19 protein-coding genes are annotated in these 23,469 nt (G+C 54.9%); 12 read left to right on the top strand and 7 right to left on the bottom strand.

The window, feature by feature from the left end:
* The first annotated feature begins 7 nt into the window (after window positions 1–7).
* The 5 genes from B2T33_RS06230 to rfbC all read left to right on the top strand — a co-directional run bounded on the left by B2T33_RS06230 (window position 8) and on the right by rfbC (window position 5,535).
* Window positions 8–1,198, top strand: coding sequence for a polysaccharide pyruvyl transferase family protein (locus B2T33_RS06230; protein WP_008888997.1), 1,191 nt, complete (start codon window positions 8–10; stop codon window positions 1,196–1,198).
* 108 nt (window positions 1,199–1,306) lie between these two features.
* The gene (galE, locus tag B2T33_RS06225; RefSeq protein WP_008888998.1) at window positions 1,307–2,302 is read left to right on the top strand and encodes a UDP-glucose 4-epimerase GalE; all 996 of its coding nucleotides are present in this window, start codon (window positions 1,307–1,309) and stop codon (window positions 2,300–2,302) included.
* A 90-nt stretch (window positions 2,303–2,392) separates the two neighbouring features.
* On the top strand, window positions 2,393–3,598 hold the full coding sequence (locus B2T33_RS06220) for a polysaccharide pyruvyl transferase family protein (protein ID WP_286791495.1): 1,206 nt from the start codon (window positions 2,393–2,395) through the stop codon (window positions 3,596–3,598).
* Between the two features lie 86 nt (window positions 3,599–3,684).
* Window positions 3,685–4,878, top strand: coding sequence for a hypothetical protein (locus B2T33_RS06215; protein ID WP_286791494.1), 1,194 nt, complete (start codon window positions 3,685–3,687; stop codon window positions 4,876–4,878).
* A 6-nt stretch (window positions 4,879–4,884) separates the two neighbouring features.
* The gene (rfbC, locus tag B2T33_RS06210) at window positions 4,885–5,535 is read left to right on the top strand and encodes a dTDP-4-dehydrorhamnose 3,5-epimerase (protein ID WP_286791493.1); all 651 of its coding nucleotides are present in this window, start codon (window positions 4,885–4,887) and stop codon (window positions 5,533–5,535) included.
* 122 nt (window positions 5,536–5,657) lie between these two features.
* On the opposite strand, the gene B2T33_RS06205 is transcribed toward rfbC, so the two are convergent.
* On the bottom strand, window positions 5,658–6,860 hold the full coding sequence (locus tag B2T33_RS06205; RefSeq protein ID WP_286791492.1) for an aminopeptidase P family protein: 1,203 nt from the start codon (window positions 6,858–6,860) through the stop codon (window positions 5,658–5,660).
* 394 nt (window positions 6,861–7,254) lie between these two features.
* Here B2T33_RS06205 and B2T33_RS06200 point away from each other — a divergent pair, with 394 nt between their 5' ends.
* From B2T33_RS06200 to B2T33_RS06185, 4 genes are all read left to right on the top strand, one after another.
* Complete coding sequence (locus B2T33_RS06200) at window positions 7,255–9,180, top strand: transglycosylase domain-containing protein (RefSeq protein WP_286791491.1); 1,926 nt, start codon at window positions 7,255–7,257, stop codon at window positions 9,178–9,180.
* Between the two features lie 176 nt (window positions 9,181–9,356).
* Window positions 9,357–11,363: a transglycosylase domain-containing protein gene (locus B2T33_RS06195; protein WP_286791490.1), complete on the top strand. Its 2,007-nt coding sequence runs from the start codon at window positions 9,357–9,359 to the stop codon at window positions 11,361–11,363.
* 386 nt (window positions 11,364–11,749) lie between these two features.
* Window positions 11,750–12,898, top strand: coding sequence for a DNA cytosine methyltransferase (locus B2T33_RS06190; protein WP_286791489.1), 1,149 nt, complete (start codon window positions 11,750–11,752; stop codon window positions 12,896–12,898).
* Window positions 12,899–12,935: 37 nt separating this feature from the next.
* Entirely contained in the window at window positions 12,936–13,886 is a 951-nt protein-coding gene (locus B2T33_RS06185) for a NotI family restriction endonuclease (RefSeq protein WP_286791488.1), read from the top strand.
* Between the two features lie 299 nt (window positions 13,887–14,185).
* Here the strand turns inward: B2T33_RS06185 and argE are convergent, their stop codons facing one another.
* The 4 genes from argE to B2T33_RS06165 are packed head-to-tail and all read right to left on the bottom strand — an operon-like array spanning window position 14,186 to window position 18,483.
* The gene (gene argE, locus B2T33_RS06180) at window positions 14,186–15,364 is read right to left on the bottom strand and encodes an acetylornithine deacetylase (RefSeq protein WP_286791487.1); all 1,179 of its coding nucleotides are present in this window, start codon (window positions 15,362–15,364) and stop codon (window positions 14,186–14,188) included.
* Window positions 15,365–15,383: 19 nt separating this feature from the next.
* Window positions 15,384–16,886: a tripartite tricarboxylate transporter permease gene (locus tag B2T33_RS06175; protein WP_286791482.1), complete on the bottom strand. Its 1,503-nt coding sequence runs from the start codon at window positions 16,884–16,886 to the stop codon at window positions 15,384–15,386.
* A 16-nt stretch (window positions 16,887–16,902) separates the two neighbouring features.
* Window positions 16,903–17,433: a tripartite tricarboxylate transporter TctB family protein gene (locus B2T33_RS06170; RefSeq protein WP_286791479.1), complete on the bottom strand. Its 531-nt coding sequence runs from the start codon at window positions 17,431–17,433 to the stop codon at window positions 16,903–16,905.
* Between the two features lie 60 nt (window positions 17,434–17,493).
* Window positions 17,494–18,483 (bottom strand): Bug family tripartite tricarboxylate transporter substrate binding protein, encoded by a 990-nt coding sequence (locus tag B2T33_RS06165; protein WP_286791477.1) that lies wholly within the window; start codon window positions 18,481–18,483, stop codon window positions 17,494–17,496.
* A gap of 187 nt (window positions 18,484–18,670) precedes the next feature.
* Between B2T33_RS06165 and B2T33_RS06160 the strand changes: the two genes are divergently transcribed.
* Entirely contained in the window at window positions 18,671–19,576 is a 906-nt protein-coding gene (locus B2T33_RS06160; RefSeq protein WP_063085894.1) for a LysR family transcriptional regulator, read from the top strand.
* 83 nt (window positions 19,577–19,659) lie between these two features.
* Here the strand turns inward: B2T33_RS06160 and B2T33_RS06155 are convergent, their stop codons facing one another.
* Together B2T33_RS06155 and B2T33_RS06150 are read right to left on the bottom strand one after the other, a co-directional pair.
* Window positions 19,660–20,289, bottom strand: a complete 630-nt coding sequence (locus tag B2T33_RS06155) for a LysE family translocator (protein WP_286791474.1) — start codon at window positions 20,287–20,289, stop codon at window positions 19,660–19,662.
* A gap of 49 nt (window positions 20,290–20,338) precedes the next feature.
* Entirely contained in the window at window positions 20,339–21,058 is a 720-nt protein-coding gene (locus tag B2T33_RS06150) for a M48 family metallopeptidase (RefSeq protein WP_063085888.1), read from the bottom strand.
* A gap of 218 nt (window positions 21,059–21,276) precedes the next feature.
* Between B2T33_RS06150 and B2T33_RS06145 the strand changes: the two genes are divergently transcribed.
* The gene (locus B2T33_RS06145) at window positions 21,277–22,497 is read left to right on the top strand and encodes an argininosuccinate synthase (protein WP_008889015.1); all 1,221 of its coding nucleotides are present in this window, start codon (window positions 21,277–21,279) and stop codon (window positions 22,495–22,497) included.
* A gap of 84 nt (window positions 22,498–22,581) precedes the next feature.
* Window positions 22,582–23,328 carry a tRNA pseudouridine(38-40) synthase TruA gene (gene truA, locus B2T33_RS06140; protein ID WP_063085885.1) on the top strand — a complete coding sequence of 249 codons (747 nt, stop codon included), beginning with the start codon at window positions 22,582–22,584 and terminating at the stop codon, window positions 23,326–23,328.
* The last annotated feature ends 141 nt before the right edge of the window (window positions 23,329–23,469 follow it).

The following is a 23,469-nucleotide window of genomic DNA, read 5'->3' as shown; positions in this document are numbered from 1 at the left end:
AGACAACATGGCGCGCGTTCTCGTAATGATCCCGTCAGGCGAAGTCTACGACCACGACTGCGTCCGATGGTACAACTATCAGGATGTTCAAAAGAGCATCAATCACTACCACAATATCGGGGATGCCTTTGTCTTCGATTCATCGCTCAAACTGATGAATTACGACAAGCTTGGTGTCTTGCCGATTGCCGATCCCAAGATGGAAGACATCGACCGCCTTCGCGAGGAATATGACTATGTCTTCCTGCGCGGCTCGAACTACATCCATTCCGATATGGACTGGCGCAATACCATCGACGTTCTCAAACGTCTGAAGCTGCCCGTGTTGGGCTTTGGCATCGGGGCGCAGGCCCCGGTCAAAGGCAAGATCGAACTGTCTGAACAGACCAAAACGGTCCTGCGGATGATGGCCGATTCCACCACCTCCATCGGGGTGCGCGGGGCCTATACCGCACAGGTTCTTTGGGATCTTGGCATCACCAATGTCCGCATTGTCGGCTGCCCGACCGCGTTTAGGCAAAACAATCCCGACATGCGCATCAAGCTGCCATCGCTTGATAGCGTGAAAAATGTCGGCATTACGCTGCGCCGTGAAGTGTCCCCGGCCTATGCCCAGGACATCAAACGTTACCTGACGTTCCATCGTGATCTGGTGAAACATCTGGCGGATCGGTTCGATGACATGACCCTGATGGCCCAGGGCGAACCCGAAGAGAAAAAGCTCGTCTTTGGCAGCAACGCCCAGCGCGAAGAAGCCATGCAGGCGCTCAAAAACAACGACTGGGTCAAGAACTGGTATCTCGATGACACGATGGAACGCCTCTATCGCGAGAAGCTGTTCTATTCCGATGTCGTATCCGATTACGAAGATCTGGTGCGGACCAAGGATTGCGTGCTGGGCTATCGCCTGCACGGCAATCTGATGGCGCTGTCCAACGGTGTTCCGTCGATTTACTTCACCTATGACAGCCGCACGGTCGAATTCGCCGAAACCTATCAGATCCCGTCCTATGACGTGTTCTCGGAAAAGGAATTCGTGCTCGAGGATTACTGGAATCAGGATCTGTTCGACAAGTTCAACCGCGCCTGGTTCCAGACCTATCGCGAAATGGCGCAGTTCCTGACCGAAAACAACATCGATCACAAAATGGTCGATGTCATGAAAGCTGATACGCAGCCTCAGCGAAAGGTCGCGTGATCCCACCCGGTATGGCCGTTCTGGCGACCCGGATCGGGATCGCCGGGCGGCCGTGCCTTCCAAAGCAGCCTGAACCAAAACAGGCAACATCAACAAGGAGACACGGCAATGACTGTACTTGTAACAGGTGGCGCAGGGTATATCGGCAGTCACGCGGCACTGGCACTTCTCGATGGCGGGCGCGATGTCGTCGTGCTGGATAACCTAAGTCAGGGGCATCGCTGGGCAGTGCCAACCGGGGCGGCCTTCGTTGAAGGTGATTGTGGCGACGAAGATCTGGTGCGTCGTGTCATCGCCGAACATGACGTGACGGCGATCATGCATTTTGCCGGGTCGATCATTGTCCCGGACTCGGTCATCTATCCGCTGGAATATTACCGCAACAACACGGTCAATTCGCGTGCGCTCTTGCAAGTTGCTGTGGATAGCGGCGTAAAGCATTTCATCTTTTCCTCGACCGCGGGGGTTTACGGCGAACCAAAAGCCACCCCGATTAACGAGGACTTCGCCCTTAAGCCGATCTCGCCCTATGGCACATCAAAAATGATGACCGAAAAGATGTTGGCCGATGCCGCCATCGCCCATGACTTGCGCTATGTCGCGCTGCGTTACTTTAATGTTGCCGGTGCCGATCCCAAAGGCCGTTCTGGCCAGACATCGCGCAAGGCAACCCATCTGATCAAGATCGCAAGCCAGGCGGCAACCGGTACGCGTCCGCAAATGGCCATTTACGGCGAAGATTACGAAACCCCCGATGGCACCTGCATTCGCGATTACATCCATGTCTCCGACCTCGCCAATGCCCATGTTCTCGCACTTGAATATCTTGAACGCGGCGGCGAAAGCGACGTGATGAATTGCGGTTATGGGCGCGGTTTCTCGGTACGCGAAGTGATCGGTGCGGTCAAAAAGGTATCTGGCGTTGATTTCGAAGTCGAACTTGCCGACCGTCGCCCCGGTGATCCGGCAGCCCTGATTGCGGCGGCCGATCGTATTCGCCAGAAACTCGGCTGGACCCCGGTTCATGATGACCTCGAAGACATCGTGCGCCATGCCCTTGATTGGGAACAAAGCCTTAAATCCCGCGAGGTCAGTGCGGCTTAACCGCATCTCGCAAGACCTGCACTTCCAGACACGAGCAACGGTTCGAAACAACGTCAAAAATGACACGAACCAAACACGCAGGAGCATGAAATGGCACCCGAACTCCCCACTGGGGGGCGCAAGCCCCGTATTGGCGTATTGATGCCCGCTGGCCGTCTTGAGGGCAATCTTGGTGTTGTCACCCACACCTATAATGCGCCGGAAAAGGCAAAGACGCTTTTCACCAATATCGGTGACTGCTTTGTCTATGATTCCTCGCTGCGCATTCTCGATTATTCCGAACTTTTTCCGATCTATGTGCCGTCTGACGGCAATATTTCGGAAACCCAGATCGAACAGATCAATCGGCTGGATTACATCTTTCTGCGCGGATCGAACTATATCAACACCAACGGTCAATGGGATCCGATCACAGCGGTTCTTGAAAAAACCAAGGTCCCCGTGATTGCCTTTGGCATCGGTGTTCAGGTTCCCGACAATTCCGAAAACTACGTCAATGAGTCGACCCGGCGTTTCTTGAACCTGGTTGCAGATCGCTCGGCATCGATTGGTGTGCGCGGCAATCTGTCGAAGAAGGCGCTGAATTCGATCGGGATCAAAAATGTCCGCATCTTTGGCTGCCCGACGGCGTTCCGCCATTGCAAACCGGAACTGAAATTGCGCCGGGTTGATGCCGCATCGATCAAAAGGCTGGGCTTTACGCTTCGCCGCAAGACGCACGGTTTCCAGACCCAGCAACGCTTTATGCTGCGCACACTGGCCGAACGCTACGACACGGAAATCCTCTGTGCCGGCGAACTCGAAGAAAAGCAGATCTATTACGCGCGATCCAAACAGGTCGAAAATGACGCGTCTGTGATGGACGAGGCTGTCAAAAAGCTGACCGCGGAAAAGTGGTTCTACGGCCCCAGGGATCCGTTGCTGGACCTCTATAAATCATCGCTTTCGGTGTTTGAAAGTGTTGCCGATTTTGAACGGGCCGAACAGAACCTTGATGCGGTGACCGGCTATCGCCTGCATGGCAATTTGCTGGCCTTGGCCAACGAAGTTCCGGCCCTTTATGTCACCTATGACACGCGCACCCGCGAATTTGTCCGCACACTTGGCATTCCGTTCGTTGATGGTCGCTACATGGACAAATTCTCGTTCGAGGAAGCCTGGGATAACGCCGATTTCGATCTGTTCGAAAAGACTTATCAGAAGCGATTTGGCGATCTGAAAAACTTCCTTGAAGAAAACAGCATGGCACACCGTCTGGGCAGTACCCCGGCCCCATACGTCGCAGAGGCGGCGTGACCTTGCTGTCTGGTGCGTGGCGTAACCCCCAGTAACGCCACGCACCACACTTTCTCATTTGATTTGCAAACCTGGCGGGTGAAACCTTGGGCATACTTCGTTTCTCAAAACGCATCACAGGTCTCTCGGCATTCCTGATCGGATTGTCGGTCGGTGGCATGTTTGGCTGGAACCCGGATTTGCGGGCCGCCGAAGTAACTGTCTCTGGCACCGAAACCGTCATCTTTGATAGCGACGTCACCGGATGTGACAACCATCATCTGCCCGATTCACCGGCGCGCGCCTTTCGCAACAATCAGGGCCAAATGGTTCTGTTTGCGCCCAACTTTCAGAACCGGGCCTTTGTCGGTTATGGCTTTAACAGCCTGAAACCCGATTGCGACAGCCGCTTCAAGGCGGCGGGCAAAGCCGTACCCGAACTGCTTGATGACCGCACCTGGCTTCAGGCGATCTATACCCGTGACGGGCGCGATGTTTATGCCCTGGGCAGTGCCAGTTTCATGCCCTATCGCCATGACATGCCGTGCAAGGGCCGCACCAAGCGCACCGATTGCTGGATCAATGGTCTGGTGACGCTGAAATCTTCTGATGGCGGCAAGACCTTTGACTATCTCGGCAATCCGCCTCATCACGCACCGTTTCCGCCGCCTGAACCCTATCGCGATGACCGCAAACGCGCGCCAAGCTATGTGACGGTGACCAACATCATCTCCTGGCAGAACTACTATTACGCCATTGTCTGGCGTCGCGCCGATAACTGGGAAGAGTCGCGCAATTGTCTGGTACGCGCCCCGATTGATGATCCCAAACGATGGGATGTCTGGAACGGCTCAAGTTTCGAGCTGGCCGCAACCCTGACCGATCAGGGATGGTCGGCACGCGAAACCGAATGCGCACGCGTCGGGCCGGTCGGTGTTTCTTCCATCCGCGGGCTGGTCCGCCACGAAGGATCAAACAGTTTCATCACCGTTTACCTTCATCGCATCCGCAAAAAGGGCGAGCCCGACATTGCCGGCTTTTTCTATTCGTCCTCGACGGATCTCAAAAACTGGTCGGAACCCAAACTGCTCTATCGCCAGCCTTTGCAACGCGACGCGGCAGAGGGCGAAACCTTCTCGGCCTATCCGTCGATCATCGACGAAGACAGCACAGATCGTCTGTTTGGCACGGTTGATGACGAAGCCAGCCTCGTTTTCGTCCGTCTTGTCCCGAAACCCTACAAGGATCGCTGGCGTGTGCCGCGCCAACTGATCCGTGTTCCGATCTCGATCAAGGAGTAATGAACAATGCCTGTCGAATTTACCGAGTTTGATATCGAAGGTCCGGTTTTGTTTGTGCCCAACCGACATCGGGACAAACGCGGTGTTTTTGCCGAAACCTTTCGCTATGACGATTTCTGCGAGGTGGTGGGCGATATTGATCTGGTGCAGGAAAACCATTCGATCAGCGTTCCGATCAACACCATCCGCGGCCTGCATTTTCAGACCTGCCCCTATGCCCAGGGCAAACTGATCCGCGTGACACAAGGTGCGATCCTTGATGTTGCGGTAGATATCCGCCCGCGCTCTGCGACCTTTGGTCAGCACATCAAGATCGAACTCAGTGCTGAAAACTGGTACCAGCTCTGGATCCCCGAAGGCTTCGCGCACGGCTTCAAAACGCTCAAGCCCGACACCCATGTCATGTACAAGGCCTCGAACTATTACAGTCCCGACCATGATCGCGGGATTGCCTGGAACGATCCCGATCTTGGCATCGACTGGCAGCTTTACGGCCAACAGGCGGTGGTGTCTGAAAAGGACAGCAGACAGCCTCTATTGTCCGATCTGGACCCTGAGGCCCTTGGACCCATGGGGCGCACGCCGCCAAACCACGATTTCACACCTCTCAATCTGAACCGCGCGAATGTCACGGTTTTAAGTGCCAATCCATCCTGATTGGCCCACCGTGACATTATTGGGTGCGCACGGGTTGCCCATCCAGTCTCCCTGTCCGATGCGCACTCAATCCGGAAATGGGCCCGTTATCGGGCCCATTTCTTGAAACACGCTATCCTTACCTAACCAACCACATTGAATGCCGGGCCATAGGGATAGCCGGTGATGTTTTCATTGCTGTCTTCGGTAATCACCAGAATGTCATGCTCGCGGTATCCCCCCGCCCCCGGGTTGCCCTCGGCAATGGTCAGCATCGGCTCCATGCTGATCACCATGCCGGGCTCAAGTTTGGTGTCGATATCTTCACGCAGCTCAAGTCCCGCTTCCCGGCCATAATAGTGCGACAGCACGCCAAAGCTGTGGCCATAGCCAAATGTGCGGTATTGCAGCAAATCCCGCTCGGCAAAGAACGCGTTGATCTGCTCTGTTACCTGCGCACAGGACGCACCGGGTTTCAGCAAACTCATGCCGTATTCATGGGCCGCGACATTGGCCTCCCAGATTTTCATGCTGGCCTCATCGACCTCGCCAACAAAAAGCGTGCGTTCAAGCGCTGTGTAATAACCCGAAATCATCGGAAACGTGTTAAGCGACAGGATATCCCCGCGTTTAAGCTTGCGTGCCGTCACCGGGTTATGTGCCCCGTCGGTATTGATGCCTGACTGGAACCAGACCCACGTATCGCGATATTCCGCATGCGGGAACCGCTTGGCGATTTCAAGCTCCATCGCATCGCGCCCGGCCATGGCGACATCAATTTCACGCACACCTTCCCTGATCGCGTCCCGGATGGCATAGCCACCGACATCGGCGACCTGCGCCCCATGCCGGATCAGGGCAATCTCGGCAGGCGACTTGTGCATGCGCTGGCGCATGGTGGCCGGCGCGATGTCCTTGCTGCTGGCGGGTTTCAGGAACTCATCCAAAAGCGCCTTTTGCGTCAGGTTGATATGATCGCCCTCAAAGCCAATCACCTTGCCCGGCCCGGTCACCGAAAGAATGGCGCGCCAGTAATTGTTTCGGGCCCAGTCGGTATAGGTGATGTTATCGCCATGACAGCGCCGCCACGGTTGGGCGGCATCAATCCCGGCACTGATCGTGACATTTTCCGATGCGGTCACAACAAGCCCGTAAGGCCGGCCAAAGGCGCAATAGAGGAAGCCTGAATAATAGGCGATGTTATGCATGGAGGTGAAAACACAGGCCTCAACGCCGGTGTCATTCATGATCTTGCGCAGACCCGCAAGACGGGCCTCATATTCGGCCGCCTCGAACGGCAGCACGCGGTCACCTTGGTGAAAACGGTAAAATTCCGGGCGATCCATAAGCGCGTTCCCTTTTTTACGCGTTGCGCATGCAAAGGGACAAAGACCTCCCCCTGTCATGACAACGACAAAGCAAGATCCCGGCGTTCAGGATATGGTTGGTGATGGATTGGGCGCGTGCTTCTGATCGTTCTCACGCTGGCGACGCCATCGCCTGCCCACCGAGACATATTGAGAGATGGGCGCAAGTTGGCAAGCAAAATCTGCATCGCCATATCATTGATCACAGTCACCCGCCGCGCGTTCGGATATGGTCGCGGCCATCACATCTCTTACCAGCGGCGTTACCATACGTTCGTATGATAAATCTGGCGATTTAAAGTACTTTATTAACGGCTTGGCGCTTTACTGTCAGAGAATAAGCAAAAACCGCGAGCAATAACGGATATTCGGCGTGGCAGAAGAAAACGACGACAACGAACAAGGCGGCAGGACAGCGGCCAACGCAGCGATGAAACGCATCGCCGAAAAGGAACTGCGCGAGATCCGCAAACGTCAGCGCCGCAAACGCATGATCGTGTTCGGCCTGAGCTTCTCCTTGCTGTTCCTTGCCATCTTCGGCAGCCTGTTTACGATCAAGTCCAACCTTGATCTCAGCCGCAACATGGTCCGCAGCCCCGAAGTCCGTATTCTGGGGTATGACGGTGCGCTGCTTGAAACCATCAAGGGCCACTATAGCCAGGATGTCTCGCTGACCACCTTGCCCGAACGGGTTCAGAACGTTTTTGTCGCCGCCACCGATCCGACGTTTTTTGATCATCTGGGTGTTTCGGGTGCGGATGTTGCGCGCATGTTCAGCACCGAAAATGCGCCCGGCTCAACCATCACGATGAAGGTCGCGCGCAGCTTTTTTAAAACCAAGGACAGCGGCCCGGGCCGCCATATCCAGGAATTTCTTGTCGCCCTCTGGCTGGAATGGAGTTTCAGCAAGAAAACCATTTTGCGAAGCTACCTTGAACGCGCCTATGTCGGGCGCGGCATCTTTGGCATCTCGGCGGCATCGCGTCTTTGGTATGGCGGGCCTGCCGAACGCATGACCCTGCATCAGGCCGCCGTTCTGGCCGCCGCCATCAGCGACCCGGAAACCTTCAGCCCGCTGTTTTATCCGCGCGAAACCGCCGAAGAAGCCAACAAGATTTTGGCCCGTCTCGCACAGTACAAGTTTATCGAGGCCGATCGTGTTTCGGCCCTGACCTTGCTCGAACCGAAACTCGATGTGCAGTACGAGGAAAACGTCCTGTCGGGCTATGTCGTTGATATGGTGCTTGAAGAAGTCGCCGATATTGTCGGTTACAGCAGCCGCGACATTGATGTGCTCACCAGCATCGACTGGAAAATTCAAAATCTGGCGCAGGAAATTGTGCCGGAAATCGCCGAACTGCGTTTCAAGCCGCGCGGCGCGTCACAGACGGGATTGCTGTCCATCAGCCCCGAAGGCCGCATTCGCGCCCTGATCGGCGGGCTGAATTACTCACCCTTCCAGCGCAACCGGGTCACCGATGTCCGCCATTCGCCCGGGCGGATGATCAAGATCGCGACCTATTACTATGCGCTCAATGAAAACAGCGATCCGGCCCAATGGGTGCGCGATAACCGCATGGCGGTCGGCGGCTGGCGTCCGATCAACCCGGACCACGATTATATGGGCATGATTTCACTGCGCGAGGCATTCGTGCGTGATGTCAACACGGTGCCAACCAACCTTGCCGATCACTTTGGTCTGTTGAATGTCCGCCAATATGCCCACAATATCGGCATCAAAAGCCCGCTATCGAGTGATATCCGCACCGTCGTCGGCCTTGATCCGGTGACGATCAGCGACGTCACAGCCATTCATGCCCTGCCGCAAAACTCCGGCAAACCACCCCAGATGACCCTGATCAATCGGGTGTCCTATACGGGCGATAATAGCACGCCCCCTGTTTATCAACGGGTCGAGGAAGTGCAGGAAAAACGCCTGACCGACGAGGGGATTCAGGCGTCCTACGTTTTGTTTGCCAGTGTCACCGACCCGCAAGTGCGTCTGGATCGTCCGTTTGCCGGCTACGGCACGGTGGCCGGTGGCCGCACCGATGCATGGTATGTCGGGTTCTCGTCCGATCTGATCACAACCGTCTGGGCGGGGAATGACAATCGGTCACAGATGGATGTCCGCGGCGAGGTAGAACTTGCGTCTTTGTGGCGGTTATTTATGCTGGAAGCGCATGATGGTTTACCCATCCGTTCCATGGTCCGTGCATCGTCTGAACGCCGTCGCGCAGGCGATGGCGTCAAGGATCTGTGGAAAATGGGTCAGGTTGACAGTGCAAACGGACAATAACGGATAAAACCGTCGCAAAACGGGGAGACGGGGGACTCCCTCCTCGGTTGGGACATAAAAATTGAAATTCGCCGGAAAATGCGGCGCTATCGCCTGTCAGACGCACTTTGGGGTTGTGCGGATATGACGGGCAGGTTGGCGTGTGCACGGCCCGGACCAGACCGATAGGTGCTTTTGTGGCCCAAAGAGAATTCAAAAGGAAAAAGAGCGTCCGTAAAGGCGCGACAGGTTCCAAAAAGCCGAAAAAGCGCGTCAGCAGTTCGGGCAAGAAAGGCGGCAGTCTTTTTGCCCGTCTGGGCGATATGATTCCGGGGCCCGAAGCCATTGCCAAATTCATCGTGCTCGGCTCGATCTGGGTCATGGTTCTGGGCGGCGGGGTTGTTGCCTATTACGGCTATGGTCTGCCCGACAAGGTCAGCTTTGATGTCGCAAGCGAACGCAAACCGTCCATCCGTGTGATCAGTATTGATGGCCAAAACCTCGCGGCCTATGGCAATCGCTATGGCAACCCGGTCGAGGTCCGCAACCTTCCCGACTATGTCGGTCAGGCGTTTGTTTCCATCGAAGACCGCCGTTTCTATGACCATTTCGGGATTGATGTCGTCGGCATCATGCGCGCGGCATGGGCCAACCTGACCGCTGGCCGCATTGCCGAGGGCGGCAGCACCATCACCCAGCAGCTGGCCAAAAACCTGTTCCTGTCACCGGAACGCTCCTTTGGCCGCAAGATCGAAGAAGTGCTTCTGGCCCTCTGGCTGGAATTCAAATTCGATAAGCAACAAATCCTCTCGCTTTATCTCAACCGCATCTATTTCGGATCGGGCGTCTATGGCATTGATGCCGCCGCCCGCCATTATTTCGGCACCGATCCTAGGCGTCTGAACCTGTATGAAGCCGCCGTATTGGCCGGCCTGCCCAAGGCACCAAGTCGCTACAACCCGATGGTCGATCCGAAACTTGCGGCCGAACGCGCCAATGTCGTGTTAGAGGCCATGGCATCGACCGGTGCGCTGACCAAGGCACGCGCCGAACGCGCCAAACAGACCCGTGTGCGCACCGCACGTGCTGCACAGGCAGGGCCGGGGGTGCGCTATTTCACGGATTGGGTGCTTGATCGTGTGAAAGATTATGTCGGCTATGTCGATCAGGATCTTCTGGTTTATACCACGCTTGATTCCCGTCTTCAGGCCATCGCCGAAGAAAACCTTCTGCGTGCACTCGCCAGTAACGGGGCCAAGGAACACCATGTCGGGCAGGCCGCCCTTCTGGCGATGACCCCCGATGGGGCCGTGCGTGCCATGGTTGGCGGTCGTGACTACTATGAAAGCCAGTATAACCGTGTGACGCAGGCCCGCCGTCAGCCGGGCTCGGTCTTCAAGCTGTTTGTCTATCTCGCCGGGCTTGAAAACGGCTTTGGCTCGAATGACTGGATGCGCGACGGGCCGATTGTCATTGATGGCTGGGAGCCGCGCAACTTCGATCGCAAGCATCACGGCACCATGTCGATCCGCGATGCGGTGGCAACCTCGAACAACTCCATCGCGGTCCAGCTCTCGCTTGAAGTCGGCCTTGATAAGGTCATCCAGAAGGCGCGTGACATGGGCGTCTCGTCGGAACTCAAACCGGAACCAAGCCTGGCCCTTGGCACCAGCGAAGTCTCGATGCTCGAGCTCACCGGTGCCTACGCGATTGTTGCCAATGGCGGCTTTGCCGTCTTCCCGCACGCGGTTAGCAAGATCACCGGCAAGGGTGGCGAAGTGCTCTATGAACGCTCTGACGACTTCCCGGTCCGTTTGATGAACCCGCTGCATGCCGGTGAAATGAACAACATGCTGGCCGCCGTGGTGTCCAAGGGCACCGGGCGCAACGCCATCATCGACCGCCCGTCGGCGGGCAAGACCGGCACGACATCGGATTACCGCGATGCCTGGTTCATCGGCTACAGCTCCGATCTGGTCGCAGGCATCTGGATGGGCAATGACGATGGCAGCCCGATGGATGAACAGGTCACTGGCGGTGCCCTTCCGGCCGCACTCTGGCGTGATTTCATGCTGCACGCCCACCAGAACATCCCGGTCCGGTCCCTTGGCAAGGCCGCCCTCGCACGCTCCAAAAAGATCGGCGAAGACGACAGCTGGCGCGACTTCACCGCCGGCTACAGTTCAGGCAACACCAAGCAGTAAGGCACCTCAACTGTCTTTAACGAAATTACAGGCGGTCTTCGGGCCGCCTGTTTTCGTTCAACCCCTTTGCCCACTCCGTCCCATTTTTCTGCAATTGAATTGCATCAGGAAAAGTTATTTGGGTGGGCAAGAGGTTTTGAAATCTGCGGAACAAGTTATCGACAAAAAGTCCAGTTGATGTATCCTAATTTCGCAAACCAGCTTGAGGCCTGTTAACGCTTCAGTGTTGACTTTCGCGTATACTGCGCATAGCACGCGCAAACAGATTCTAGCATTCAACTTATCAAAAAAAATACGTTTTAAAAGGTGTTTGTTCTTGATTCGTTCTCAAAAATAGCTAGATTATATTGTGCTGAAAGAATTGGCAAAAAGCCGAGGGGTAAGTCATGAAAAAAACCGTCATCGATTTGTTTTGCGGTGCTGGTGGATTGTCAGAAGGTTTTCGCCAAGCTGGCTTTCATGTCCTCGCGGGAAACGATTTTTTCGAAGCAGCAGGCGAAACCTATGCCGCGACACACCCTGAATCGACTTTCATCCCTGGGCCAGTTCAAGATTTGACAGCAAATAAGCTGCTCGGAGCCGCGAAGTTGTTTCCCGGTGAACTAGATGTGCTCGTCGGCGGCCCCCCTTGCCAAGCCTATTCAGTTTATAATCATCAGCGCGGAACACATGACGAACGCGCGAACCTGTTTCGTGAGTATCTTCGCATAGTTGAAGACCTTCAGCCGAAATGGGTTGTCATGGAAAACGTGACCGGCATCACGTCAATTGATGGCGGCGAAGTTGTCGAAACCATTCGTCGTGAGTTTGCTCGTCTGAATTACCGCGTCGAGTTTAAAACGCTGAAGGCAGAGGAGTTCGGTGTTCCGCAAGAACGCCGGCGCGTATTCTTCATTGGTACCCGAACTGATGCTCCGATTTTGTTTCCTCAGCCGACACACGGCCCTGGTCTAAAGAAGCTTACGACGATTTGGGATGCGATTGGCGATCTGCCATTTCTCGAAAACGGTCAAGATTTGGGAGTAGCCGACTACGCAGCGGAAGCGCGTGGTTGGTATCAAAAGTATATCCGGAAGGGGTCGAAGCAAGTTCATAATCATTCGGCACCAAAACTTGGTGCGATCAACATTGAACGTATGCGACACATTCCACAAGGTGGGTCATGGCGGGATATTCCATTTGATTTGCTTCCAGAAGGTATGAAGCGGGCTAAGCGCAGCGATCATACAAAACGTTATGGCCGAATGAAGCCCGATGGCCTTTCGTGTACCATTTTAACAAAATGCGACGTCCACTGGGGAGCCTACATTCACCCTATTCAGAACCGCGCTATTACAATTCGCGAAGCCGCTCGACTTCAGAGCTTCCCCGATTGGTTTGTTTTTCGCGGCTCGAAAACCGACCAATATACTCAGATCGGTAATGCGGTCCCCCCACTGCTTGGCAAGAAGGTTGCCGAAGCATTGTTGACCGCAGCCTCAGAGCGAGTCAGTCTCGAAAATGCTGATTCGAAAGGGTTGATCGCAGCAGAGTAGCTGATCTCCCTTCGAGGTACTGAAGGGAAAAGTTACTGTGAATGCTGACGAAATCGACAAGAAACCACAACCAAATAAACGTTTCGGTATTGGGGAAATTTACGGACAAAGTTTTGTTGGAATCTCCAACAATGAGCGTAAGGATTTAATTGATCTCGACGCAAAATCTCGCCTTGATTGTCCTTTTTTGCTGAGCTTTTCTGAGCTTGCACCCAATAAGAAAAAGAATCAGTTTCAGTGTTCTAAGAATAGTGGTGTTTGCTCAATTAGGAACTTCTCCGAAAGTCAAAATTTCGGCCCACTTACTGCGACCTGCCCCACTCGATTTTACGAAAACGGTACAGTCTTTCGCGAAATTGGCAAACATTTGCTGGGCGATGAAAATGCCAAAATTGCCAAAGAAATCCCTTTTCTAGAAAGCACTGTTAAGAAGAAAAATGCGACCAAAGGCCCCAGTGTTGGCAAAATCGACATGGTAATGGCAAGTACCAAGGGTGGGGCATTTACTTGGTGTGCTGTTGAGCTTCAAGCGGTTTACTTCTCTGGCACCAAAATGGAAGACGATTATCCGGCCATTAGAAAATTTAGTGGCAATGGAGTTCCAATGCCGCACCCAAAAGGCCGCCGCCCAGACTATAGAAGCTCTGGACCCAAACGTTTAATGCCACAGCTTCAAACAAAAGTACCAACACTTAGACGTTGGGGAACTAAACTTGCTATTGTTGTCGATAGACCCTTCTTTGAATCTCTGAGCAAAATGAAGACAGAAGAAGATATATCGAACTGCGATATTGCGTGGTTCGTGGTCCGCTTCGATGAGGTTGAAGGTGAGAATAGATTCGAATTGGTTGTAGATAACGTCGTCTATACTACGTTGGAAGAATCTGTGGCGGGCTTAACCGCCGGTAAGCCAATGAGCCGCGATAGCTTCGAAAATAATCTGAAAAAGAAAATGGGCTTTCAGGATCAAGATAGTTTTTCATTCTAATAGGCTGGCAATTTTTCCTGACTTTAACTCCAAGCGATTTCCGAAGAATGGTGGTTTTAGTTTAGTAAAAGACGAAAAAAGCGACGGAATTATTTCCGCTTCTTTGCGTTAAGACCCAAAAAAAGACCGGCATCGATAAACGAGCCGGTCTTAAAGTTGGCTTGCTATGACCACATCAGGGGAGATGTGGCCGGGAGTTTCTCACCTGTCAGAACCCCGTTGGTGCAGCATCGGGTTGGGAGACATTCTACTGCGGGGTACCAACTGACGGTGCGGGGTGGCGCGTCGTCATGGTGAGATCAGGCTGCAGCAGCCTGATCTGTGAGCGCTTCGAGGAAGTCCAGGCATTCCTCGATCTGCGAAATTTCAATGAACTCGTTGGGCTTATGGGCCTGCTCGATGCTGCCGGGGCCGCAAATGATTGACGGGATGTTGCCCTGTTTTTCAAACACCCCACCTTCCGAACCATAAGACACCTTGCCGGAAATCTCCGGGATGATGTTGCTGACATAGGAAAACGCTTCCGCATCCGTGCAATCACCCATGCCCGGATAGGAAAATATCTTCTCGAACGTGAAGCCGGTATCCTCTGCCTTGGCCTTCATCTCGGCATCAAGGGTTTCCATGATGGTCTGTTGCAGATCGGCAATCACCGCTTCGGCGTCATGATCGGGCAGATGGCGAATTTCAAAGGTGAATTCGCAATATTCCGGCGTCACGTTGGTCGCTGTACCGCCACTGATCGTCGTCGTCAGCATCGTGCTGTGCGGCACGGTGAAGTCTGCATCAAACGGGCCGTTTTCTTCGAATTCACGGGCCTTGTCGGCAATCAGGTTGATCGCACGTGCGCCATATTCGATGGCATTGACGTGATCAGGCGCAAACGAGCTGTGTCCTGCCGTTCCCGCTACGCCAACCCGCATGGAATATTTCCCTTTCTGGCCGTTAATCACCTTCATGTTGGTCGGTTCGCCAATCACGGCCAGACGCGGTGGCGTGTCCATTTTCGCCAGATGATCGACCATTGATCCAACACCGATGCAGCCGACTTCCTCGTCATAGGACAGGCAAAGATGAAACGGGATTTCAAGGTCGCGTTTGACCAGTTCCGGGATCATCGCCAGCGCACAGGCCGAAAAGCCTTTCATGTCGGCTGAACCGCGGCCAAACAGCTTGCCATCACGCTCGGTCAGCTCAAACGCCGGGCTGACCCAGGTGGTCTCAAGGGCTGGCACCACGTCGGTATGACCCGAAAGCGCAATGCCCGGCACCCCTTTGGGGCCGATGGTCGCCAGAAGGTTGGCTTTCTGCCCGGTTTCATCGTGGAACAGGGTGCTTTCGATGCCGTATTCCGCCAGATAGTCACGGACGAAATGGATCAGACCGAGATTGGAGTTTTTGCTCGTCGTGTCGAACGCCACCAGTTTGCCAAGCAGATCGATGGCATGATGAAGGCGGGACATGTTTGGTTTGGACATTTTTATCTTCTTGTTTGGGTCAGGACGCGGATGCGTTGGTGGCATCGCGATTGTCGCGCCATTTCTTCCATTCGCGGCGAATGGTCAGAATGACGAACAGAACGGTCAGGGCAAAGAAGCCCCATGAAATCCATGACTGGAAGAACACACCCAGATCACCGCGCGAAATCGCAAGCGACCGGCGCATATTGTCTTCAAACATCGGGCCAAGGATAAAGGCGATCAGGAACGGGGCCGCCGGGATGTTGAGCAACATCATGGCAAAGCCAACCACACCCATCACCAGAAGGACGGTGACATCAAACGGGCTCGCCCCGATGGAATAGATGCCATAAACGCACAGGATCAGAATGCAGGGCAAAAGCAGCGTCTGGGGAATGCGCGAAATCTTGGTAAAGGCACCGGCTGTTGCCTTGCCTGCAACAAACAGGAAGACCGAACTAAACAGGATGCCGATAAACAGCGCATAGACATCGCCCAGATTGTTCTGGAACAGAAGCGGGCCGGGGGTCAGGCCATGGATCATGAACGCACCCAGCATCACACCGGTAATCACATCACCGGGAACGCCAAGGGCCAGAAGCGGGATCATGGTCGCACCGCATGCACCGTTATTGGCAGACTCGGACGCAGCAATGCCTTCGATCTCGCCGTCGCCGAACTTGTCCCCGTTTTTCGAGGTCCGGCGCGCTTCGCTATAGGAAAAGAACGCCGCGGTCGACGGACCGATGCCGGGGATTGCGCCCAGGATCACGCCAATGATCGACCCGCGACAGATCGATTTGATCGATCCGCGAAACTCGGCAAGGGTCAGGCGGTTATCGCCCAGTTTCATCGCCGCCGCATTATCTTCCGGGCGGAACACAATCATCTTGATCAGTTCCGGCAGGGCAAACAGGCCGATCAGAACCGGCACCATGCCAAGGCCTGATTTCATGTCTTCGGAAAGCGCAAAGCGGAACGATCCGTACATGTCTTCGCCAACGGTCGCCAAAAGCAAGCCAAGGCAGGCCGAAATAATGCCCAGAACCAGCGACCGGCCCGAAATACTCGCCACAATGGTCAGCGAAAACGCCATCAGCATAAAGAATTCCGGCGGACCCACCCGCAGCGCAAATGTCGCCAGCGGGATGGCGAGGAAAAACAGCGAAATGTTGGAAATGAAATCGCCGATGCAGCTTGAAATCAACGCCATGTTCAACGCCTTGCCACCCTTGCCGGCCCGTGCCAGCGGATAGCCGTCAAGCACCGTGCAGGCGGCCGATGCCGTGCCCGGCGTCTTGATCAGGATGGCCGAGATTGATCCGCCATAGGTCGAGCCTTTGTACAGCGCAACCAACAGCAAAATGCTCGTCACCGGCGACAGATAGAACGTAAACGGAAGGGCCAGGGTGACGGCCATGGTCCCGGTCATGCCCGGGATCGCGCCAATGATCACACCGCCCCAGATCCCGGCAAACATCGCCAGGAAATTCGGTAACGTTGCCACCTCCTGAAAGGCGTAAAGCAATTCATTCCACATAACGATGAACTCTCAATCAGATCAGGGTGGTCAGGTGGGAAATGTTCGCCGACAACAGCTTGCCCTTGGGGAAGGGCGTATGCGTGACTTCGGTAAACAGCAGATACAAAAGAACCGGGAAAATGACCGCAAGGCCGATCATCCAGAACTTGCGTTCGAAATTGCCCGTCATGACAAACAGCACGCCAAGCAACAACACCGTCGCCGGAACAAACCCGATCAGGGGCATGCCATACACAAAGGCGGCAAACACGATCAGGATACCGGCAAAACGCACCAGATGGGTCTTGTTGCCAAGGATGCGGTTGCCAAATCCTTCGACCCGGTCACGGCTGGCTTCACGCATTTTCGGGAAGGCCAGAACAAGCGCAAGAACCCCCATCACCAGTCCGACAATGGCCACAACCCGTGGCCACATATCCGGTGGCGGGGCAAAGCCCGGAATGAAAGACGGAACCTTCACATAGATCGGGATCAGAACGAACAGGATGACGGCAAAGAACACCGTTGCCACCAGCCCGGCATAGAAATCACGATTTTGGTTCATGGTTCCGTCTCGCATCAAAAGTCTGAACTAAACGATGTTGGTAGGGTCAGGGCCTAACGCTTACTGGATGTAGCCGAACTTCTTGGCCATGCCGTTATAAAGCTCGAACTGGCTTTTGACGTAGGCAGCCGGATCTTCATCGCCGATGATCGAGGTCGAACCACGCTTCTCGGCAAGGTCAAGCCACTGCTCATCGGTCGCAACCTGACCAAGGATCTCGGTCCATTTGGCAACGACGTCTTCCGGAAGACCTTTCGGGGCATAAAGCCCGCTCCAGCCGCCGACCTGACCGGCCTGGGCATAACCCAGTTCTTTCGCGGTCGGAACATCCGGCAGGGATGCCATGCGTTTCGGTGAATAGACCATCAGCGGACGCATTTTACCGGCTTCGATGTGGGGCATCAGCGAACCAGCAGCAATGGCGAGGAAATCAACGTGACCGCCAAGCAGGGCAGCGGCCAGTGCAGAGCCGCCTTTATATGGCACGAGGGTGGATGCGGTCAGCGGGTCAAGACCAACGTCAGACAGCAATGCCTGAACCGTAAAGCCGTCAATCGCGGTGGGGCCGGATGCGGCATAGGTGGTGGCACCGTTGCTGCCTTTGATTTTGGCAATCAGCTCGTCGATGGTCTGGATGTCGGAATTGGCGTTCACCGCCAAAATCATCGGGGTCGCTTCAAGCATGCCAAGGAAGGTGTAGGCATCCCAGCCAACCGGGCTGTCGGTATAGACGGCCGGATAAAGCGCCATGCCAACACGCGACAGAAGAAGGGTATAGCCATCCGGGTCGGCTTCGGAAACGAAGCGCGCGCCATTCATGCCGCCATTGCCGGTCTTGTTGACCACAACAACCGGCTGGCCGCCGGTATAGTTGCTTGCGGTTTCTGCCAGCGCACGGGCGGCCAGGTCAGATGCACCGCCGGCACCATAAGGTGCGACCAGCGTAATGGCTTTTTCAGGATAGGCATCTGCCTGCGCGGTCGAAATCATGGATGTGGTTGCAAGGATTGCGGCAGCAATCCCGGCTGCTTTCTTAAGCTTGTGAAACATTTTCATGTCTCCCTGGGTGGTGGTGGCAGAATTGCCGAAGCTCAGACTGGTTTTCACTCTGTCTTTTGTTTTTGTGCCTTCTTGCATAGACAAACTATAACCGGTGACGCAAAAAATTAATTCCAGTATAACTAATTTACATACTGAACAGTGTTCTGCGGTCGAAATCCGGATTTGGGAAAGCACGATGAAACTGCGCGAACTCGAAAGCTTCAATGCCTTTATGACCCACGGTTCTGTGACGGGCGCGGCCCAGGCGATGAATATCAGCCAACCGATGGTCAGCCGGCTGTTGAACAATTTTGAAAAATCGGTCGGGTTTGAACTGTTTACCCGCAAACGCAACCAACTGATCGCGACGTCCGAGGCCCAGCAGTTCCATGCAACCGTGTTGCGGTCGTTAAACGCGTTTCGCGAAGTCGAAACCCAGGCGCGTGCGATTGCCAATGATCAGTTGGGTGCGATCCGCATTGCCGCCCAGCCGATCTATGTTGATACCTATCTGCTTGATGTTGTTGCCAAGTTCAAACAGGCCCATCCCAAGGTTTCGATCAGTATTACCGATACGGGCCTTGAAGGGATGTTGGATATGATTGCCACCCGGCAGTGCGATCTTGGCATCGGCATTACCCTTGATCTGCAGGACCCGGATGTGGTGATAACGCCCTTGGCGCAATCACGTGCCGTCTGTCTGATGCCGGTCGATCACCGGCTGGCAAAATTTGAAACCATCGATATCGATTTGCTGCGCGGCGAAGACTTTGTCGAACTATCCATCGGATCGCCCTTGCGCACCAAGATCGACTATATTTTCCAGATTGCCGGCTGGCCGCGCAAAATCGCGGTCGAGGCCCGCACCATCCGCACGATCTCGCGTCTGGTCGAACGCAATGTCGGTATTTCGGTCAGTGACCCGTTCGCAGCCCTTCTGGTCGACACCAACAAGGTGGTCGCCCGCACCCTGACCCCGACCATCGAATGGGATGTGGCGCTGTTTACCGCGTCACGTGAACTGAGTGCGGTGGAAAAACGGTTTCTCGCCTTCCTGCGCGCCGAATTGCCAAATCTGCGGGCCAGCGGCTGTATTGTATGAGGATTTGATTTGGCCCTATTTGGGGTGATACGCCGGTATCGGCCTATTATTCACTGAATTTGAATAATGACCCTGATTATTCATTATTTCCGGTCAAACGCCAGCTTGGCAGCAAGGCCCAAAAAGATACAGCCGGTGGCGATCTGAAAGGCGCGCGCAATCTTCGCAGATCGCGACAGAACCTGGCCAATTTTCCCGGCAAAACTCCCCACCAGACAATTGATAATCGTCCCGCCGATATTCAAAATCAGCCCGAAAATCAGGAATTGCAACAACACCGACCCGCGCGACGCATCAACAAACTGCGGAATAAACGCCAGCACAAAGACAATGATCTTGGGATTAAGCAAGTTCACCACAATCCCGTCCCGCCATGCGGTAAACGCCCCGGATCTCTTGGTTTGTGCGGGTTTCAGGCGCTGATCGGTGCTGCGAAATGCGCCAATTGCCAGCCACACCAGATAGGCAATCCCCGCCCAGCGCAGCACATCAAGTGCCACCGGATAGGCCGCGACAAGGGCTGCCAGTCCAAGTCCCGCAAGCATGGTGTGGATCAGCGCACCGGTGGCAATCCCGAAGCTTGCCGCATTGCCCGCAATCGGCCCGGATTTGATTCCCTGTCCCAGACAAAACAGCATGTCATTGCCCGGCGTCATGTTCAGCGCCAGGGCAGTGGGGATGAAAATCGCCAGGGTTTCCAACGGGATCAGCATGCTTTACGTCCTTTGGGAGTAAATGTGAGGGTTCCTCACATTTCAATATTTACGCGCTTCCAGCACCGTAGCGATGCAGGGCTGCGCCATGTTTCTTGAGCCAGTGTTGCTGCTTTTTCGAGGGGCCATACAAATCATCGACCACGGCCCAGAAACGTGCGGAGTGATTAAGCTCCTGCAAGTGGGCGACCTCGTGGGCGACGACGTAATCAAGCACATCTTCCGGCGCCAGCACCAGCCGCCAGCTGAAAGACAGATTGCCCGAGGATGAACAACTGCCCCAGCGTGTGCGGGTGTCTTTGAGCGAGATGCGATTGACCTTTTTGTTGATCTGTTCGGCATAGGCATGGGCGCGTGGGGCGATTTCAAGTTTGGCCTGCTTTTTAAGGAAATCGGTCACCCGGCGGTTGGTATGTTCGGGCTGGCCTGAGACCCAGATCACGCCCGCCTCAACCCAGACTCCGCGTTTGGCATCGGGCACGGCACGGATGGCGTGATCATGGCCCATGAAGGGAATCCACGCGCCGGGCATGAATTGAACCCGTTCGGGCAGGCGTTGCATGTGGGCTGCCACCCAATCGCCATGCTGATGGAGCATCGAAATCGCCATTTTGCGCGAAACCCCGTTGGGCACGACGATTTCGACACCGTCAAATGCCGGATCAATGCGCAATTTGAGTCGCGTCGCGCGCGCACTTGGCCGCAATCGCACCGGCAGCGGGCCGATTTTGGGCATATCGATCTCGGTTTCTTCGGTATTCTTGAGCATTCGGCGCGGATTTTTCCAAAAGAGAGGCAAAAAGTGCGATCTTTTTGTGCCTTTTTCGGGCCAAGCCCATCTTGGGTCTTGCCCCCTAGTAGTGTTTTCCTATACTCCGCGCTCAAGGTCTAGGGGCGATTTGCGACATATGGGTTGCAGCCCCGACAGGACGCAGGCGTTAGGTGCCGCGCCCTGCATTACATCGGAAGAAGAAAGGCGTCACTCCCATGAGCGATCAGGTCAAAAAGGTCGTCCTTGCCTATTCAGGCGGTCTGGATACCTCCATCATCCTGAAATGGCTTCGCGAAGAATATAACTGCGAAGTCGTGACCTTCACCGCCGACCTCGGCCAGGGCGAAGAGCTGGAACCGGCCCGCAAAAAGGCAGAGATGTTCGGCGTCAAACAGATCTTCATCGACGATCTGCGCGAAGAATTCGTCCGCGACTTCGTCTTCCCGATGTTCCGCGCCAATGCCCTTTATGAAGGTGTTTACCTGCTCGGTACCTCGATCGCGCGTCCGCTGATTGCCAAGCGCCAGATCGAAATCGCCGAAGAAGTCGGTGCAGATGCCGTTTCCCATGGTGCGACCGGCAAAGGCAACGACCAGGTCCGTTTCGAGCTGGGCTATTATGCGCTTAAGCCGAACGTGAAGGTCATCGCACCGTGGCGCGAATGGAAGCTGAACTCGCGTACGGCTTTGCTGAACTTTGCCCGCGAACACCAGATTCCGATTTCAGCTGACAAGCTTGGTGGCGATGAGCCGCCCTATTCGACCGACGCGAACCTTCTGCACATTTCCTATGAAGGCAAGGCGCTGGAAGATCCGTGGGTCAAGCCGGACGAAAATATGTTCGAGCGCACCGTATCGCCGCAGAACGCCCCCGATGCGATCACCACGATCGAGATCGAGTTCGAGCAGGGCAACCCGGTTGCGATCAACGGCGAACGCCTGAGCCCGGCCACTTTGCTGACCAAACTGAACGAAGTTGCTGGCAAGAACGGCATTGGTCGTCTGGATCTGGTCGAAAACCGTTATGTCGGCATGAAGTCGCGCGGTGTTTACGAAACCCCGGGCGGTACCATTCTGTCGGTTGCACACCGTGCGATGGAAAGCATCACGCTTGATCGCAACGCCGGTCACCTCAAGGACGAGCTGATGCCGCGTTATGCCGAGATGATCTATAACGGGTATTGGTGGTCGCCGGAACGTCAGGCCCTGCAGCGCCTGATCGACGAGACCCAGCGTACTGTGAACGGTGTTGTGCGCCTTGATCTGTACAAAGGCAACGTTACCGTCACCGGCCGCAAGTCGCCGAACTCGATCTACTCCGAAGAGCATGTCACGTTCGAGGCCGACACCGTTTACAACCAGCGCGATGCAGAAGGCTTTATTAAGCTGAATGCGCTGCGTCTGCGTCTTGGTTTTGACCGCGACGGCATGAAGTAAGTTTCCGCAAGCAATTGTGGAGCGGCAAGCGAGGGGCATTTTTGCCCCTCGTTTTCTTTTGGATCAGGCGATATAAAACAGCCCATGCAGCGCTATAAATGTACCGTCGAATATGATGGCCGCCCTTATCACGGCTGGCAGTACCAGGACGAAGTGATTTCGGTTCAGAAGGTCTTTGAGACCGCGATCGAAAAATTCGCCGGTGTATTCGTGCGCGTCTATGTGTCGGGCCGAACCGATGCCGGGGTGCATGCACTGGGCCAAGTGGTGCATTTCGATCTGCCGAAATACTACCCGGCGGAAGCGGTGATGAATGCGATCAACCATCACCTCAAACCTGATCCGGTGGCGATCAAGGAATGCGAGGAAGTCACGGAAGACTTCCATGCGCGGTTTTCGTCAAAGAAACGATATTACATGTATCGCATCATCAATCGCCGCGCCCCCCTGACCTTTGAGGCGGGGCTGGCCTGGGGTGTTTATAAGCCGCTTGATATTGATGCGATGAATGAAGCGGCCCAGCACCTGATCGGGACGTTTGATTTCACAAGCTTCCGGGCCAGTGAATGTCAGGCCAAAAGTCCGATCAAGACGCTGGAAAAGCTTGAAGTCACGCGCGGGATCGAAAACCCGCTTGAAATCCGCGTCCATACCGAAAGCCGGTCTTTCCTGCATCATCAGGTGCGCAATATGGTTGGCACACTTGTTCTGGTCGGCAAGGGTGCCTGGAAGCCGATTGACGTTAAAACGGCCCTTGAGGCCAAGGATCGCAGTGCCGGCGGCCCGACCGCACCGGCCGACGGGCTTTATTTCGTCAAGGTCGATTACTGACACCCGATCAGATCGAGATCCGTTCAGCGTCTGAACCAAATTCAGCAGACGAATATTCAGCCTGACCTTTTCGCATTACCTGTGCGCATTACCTGTGCGCATTTCATCCTTCCCGGACCTCGTTGTAGAAAAAACGAGGCA

The organism is Thalassospira sp. UBA4513, assembly GCF_002388495.1.
GTDB lineage: Bacteria > Pseudomonadota > Alphaproteobacteria > Rhodospirillales > Thalassospiraceae > Thalassospira > Thalassospira tepidiphila.
The sequence above is the reverse complement of the archived record's forward strand: the minus strand, read 5'-3'. Positions and strand labels throughout refer to the sequence as shown.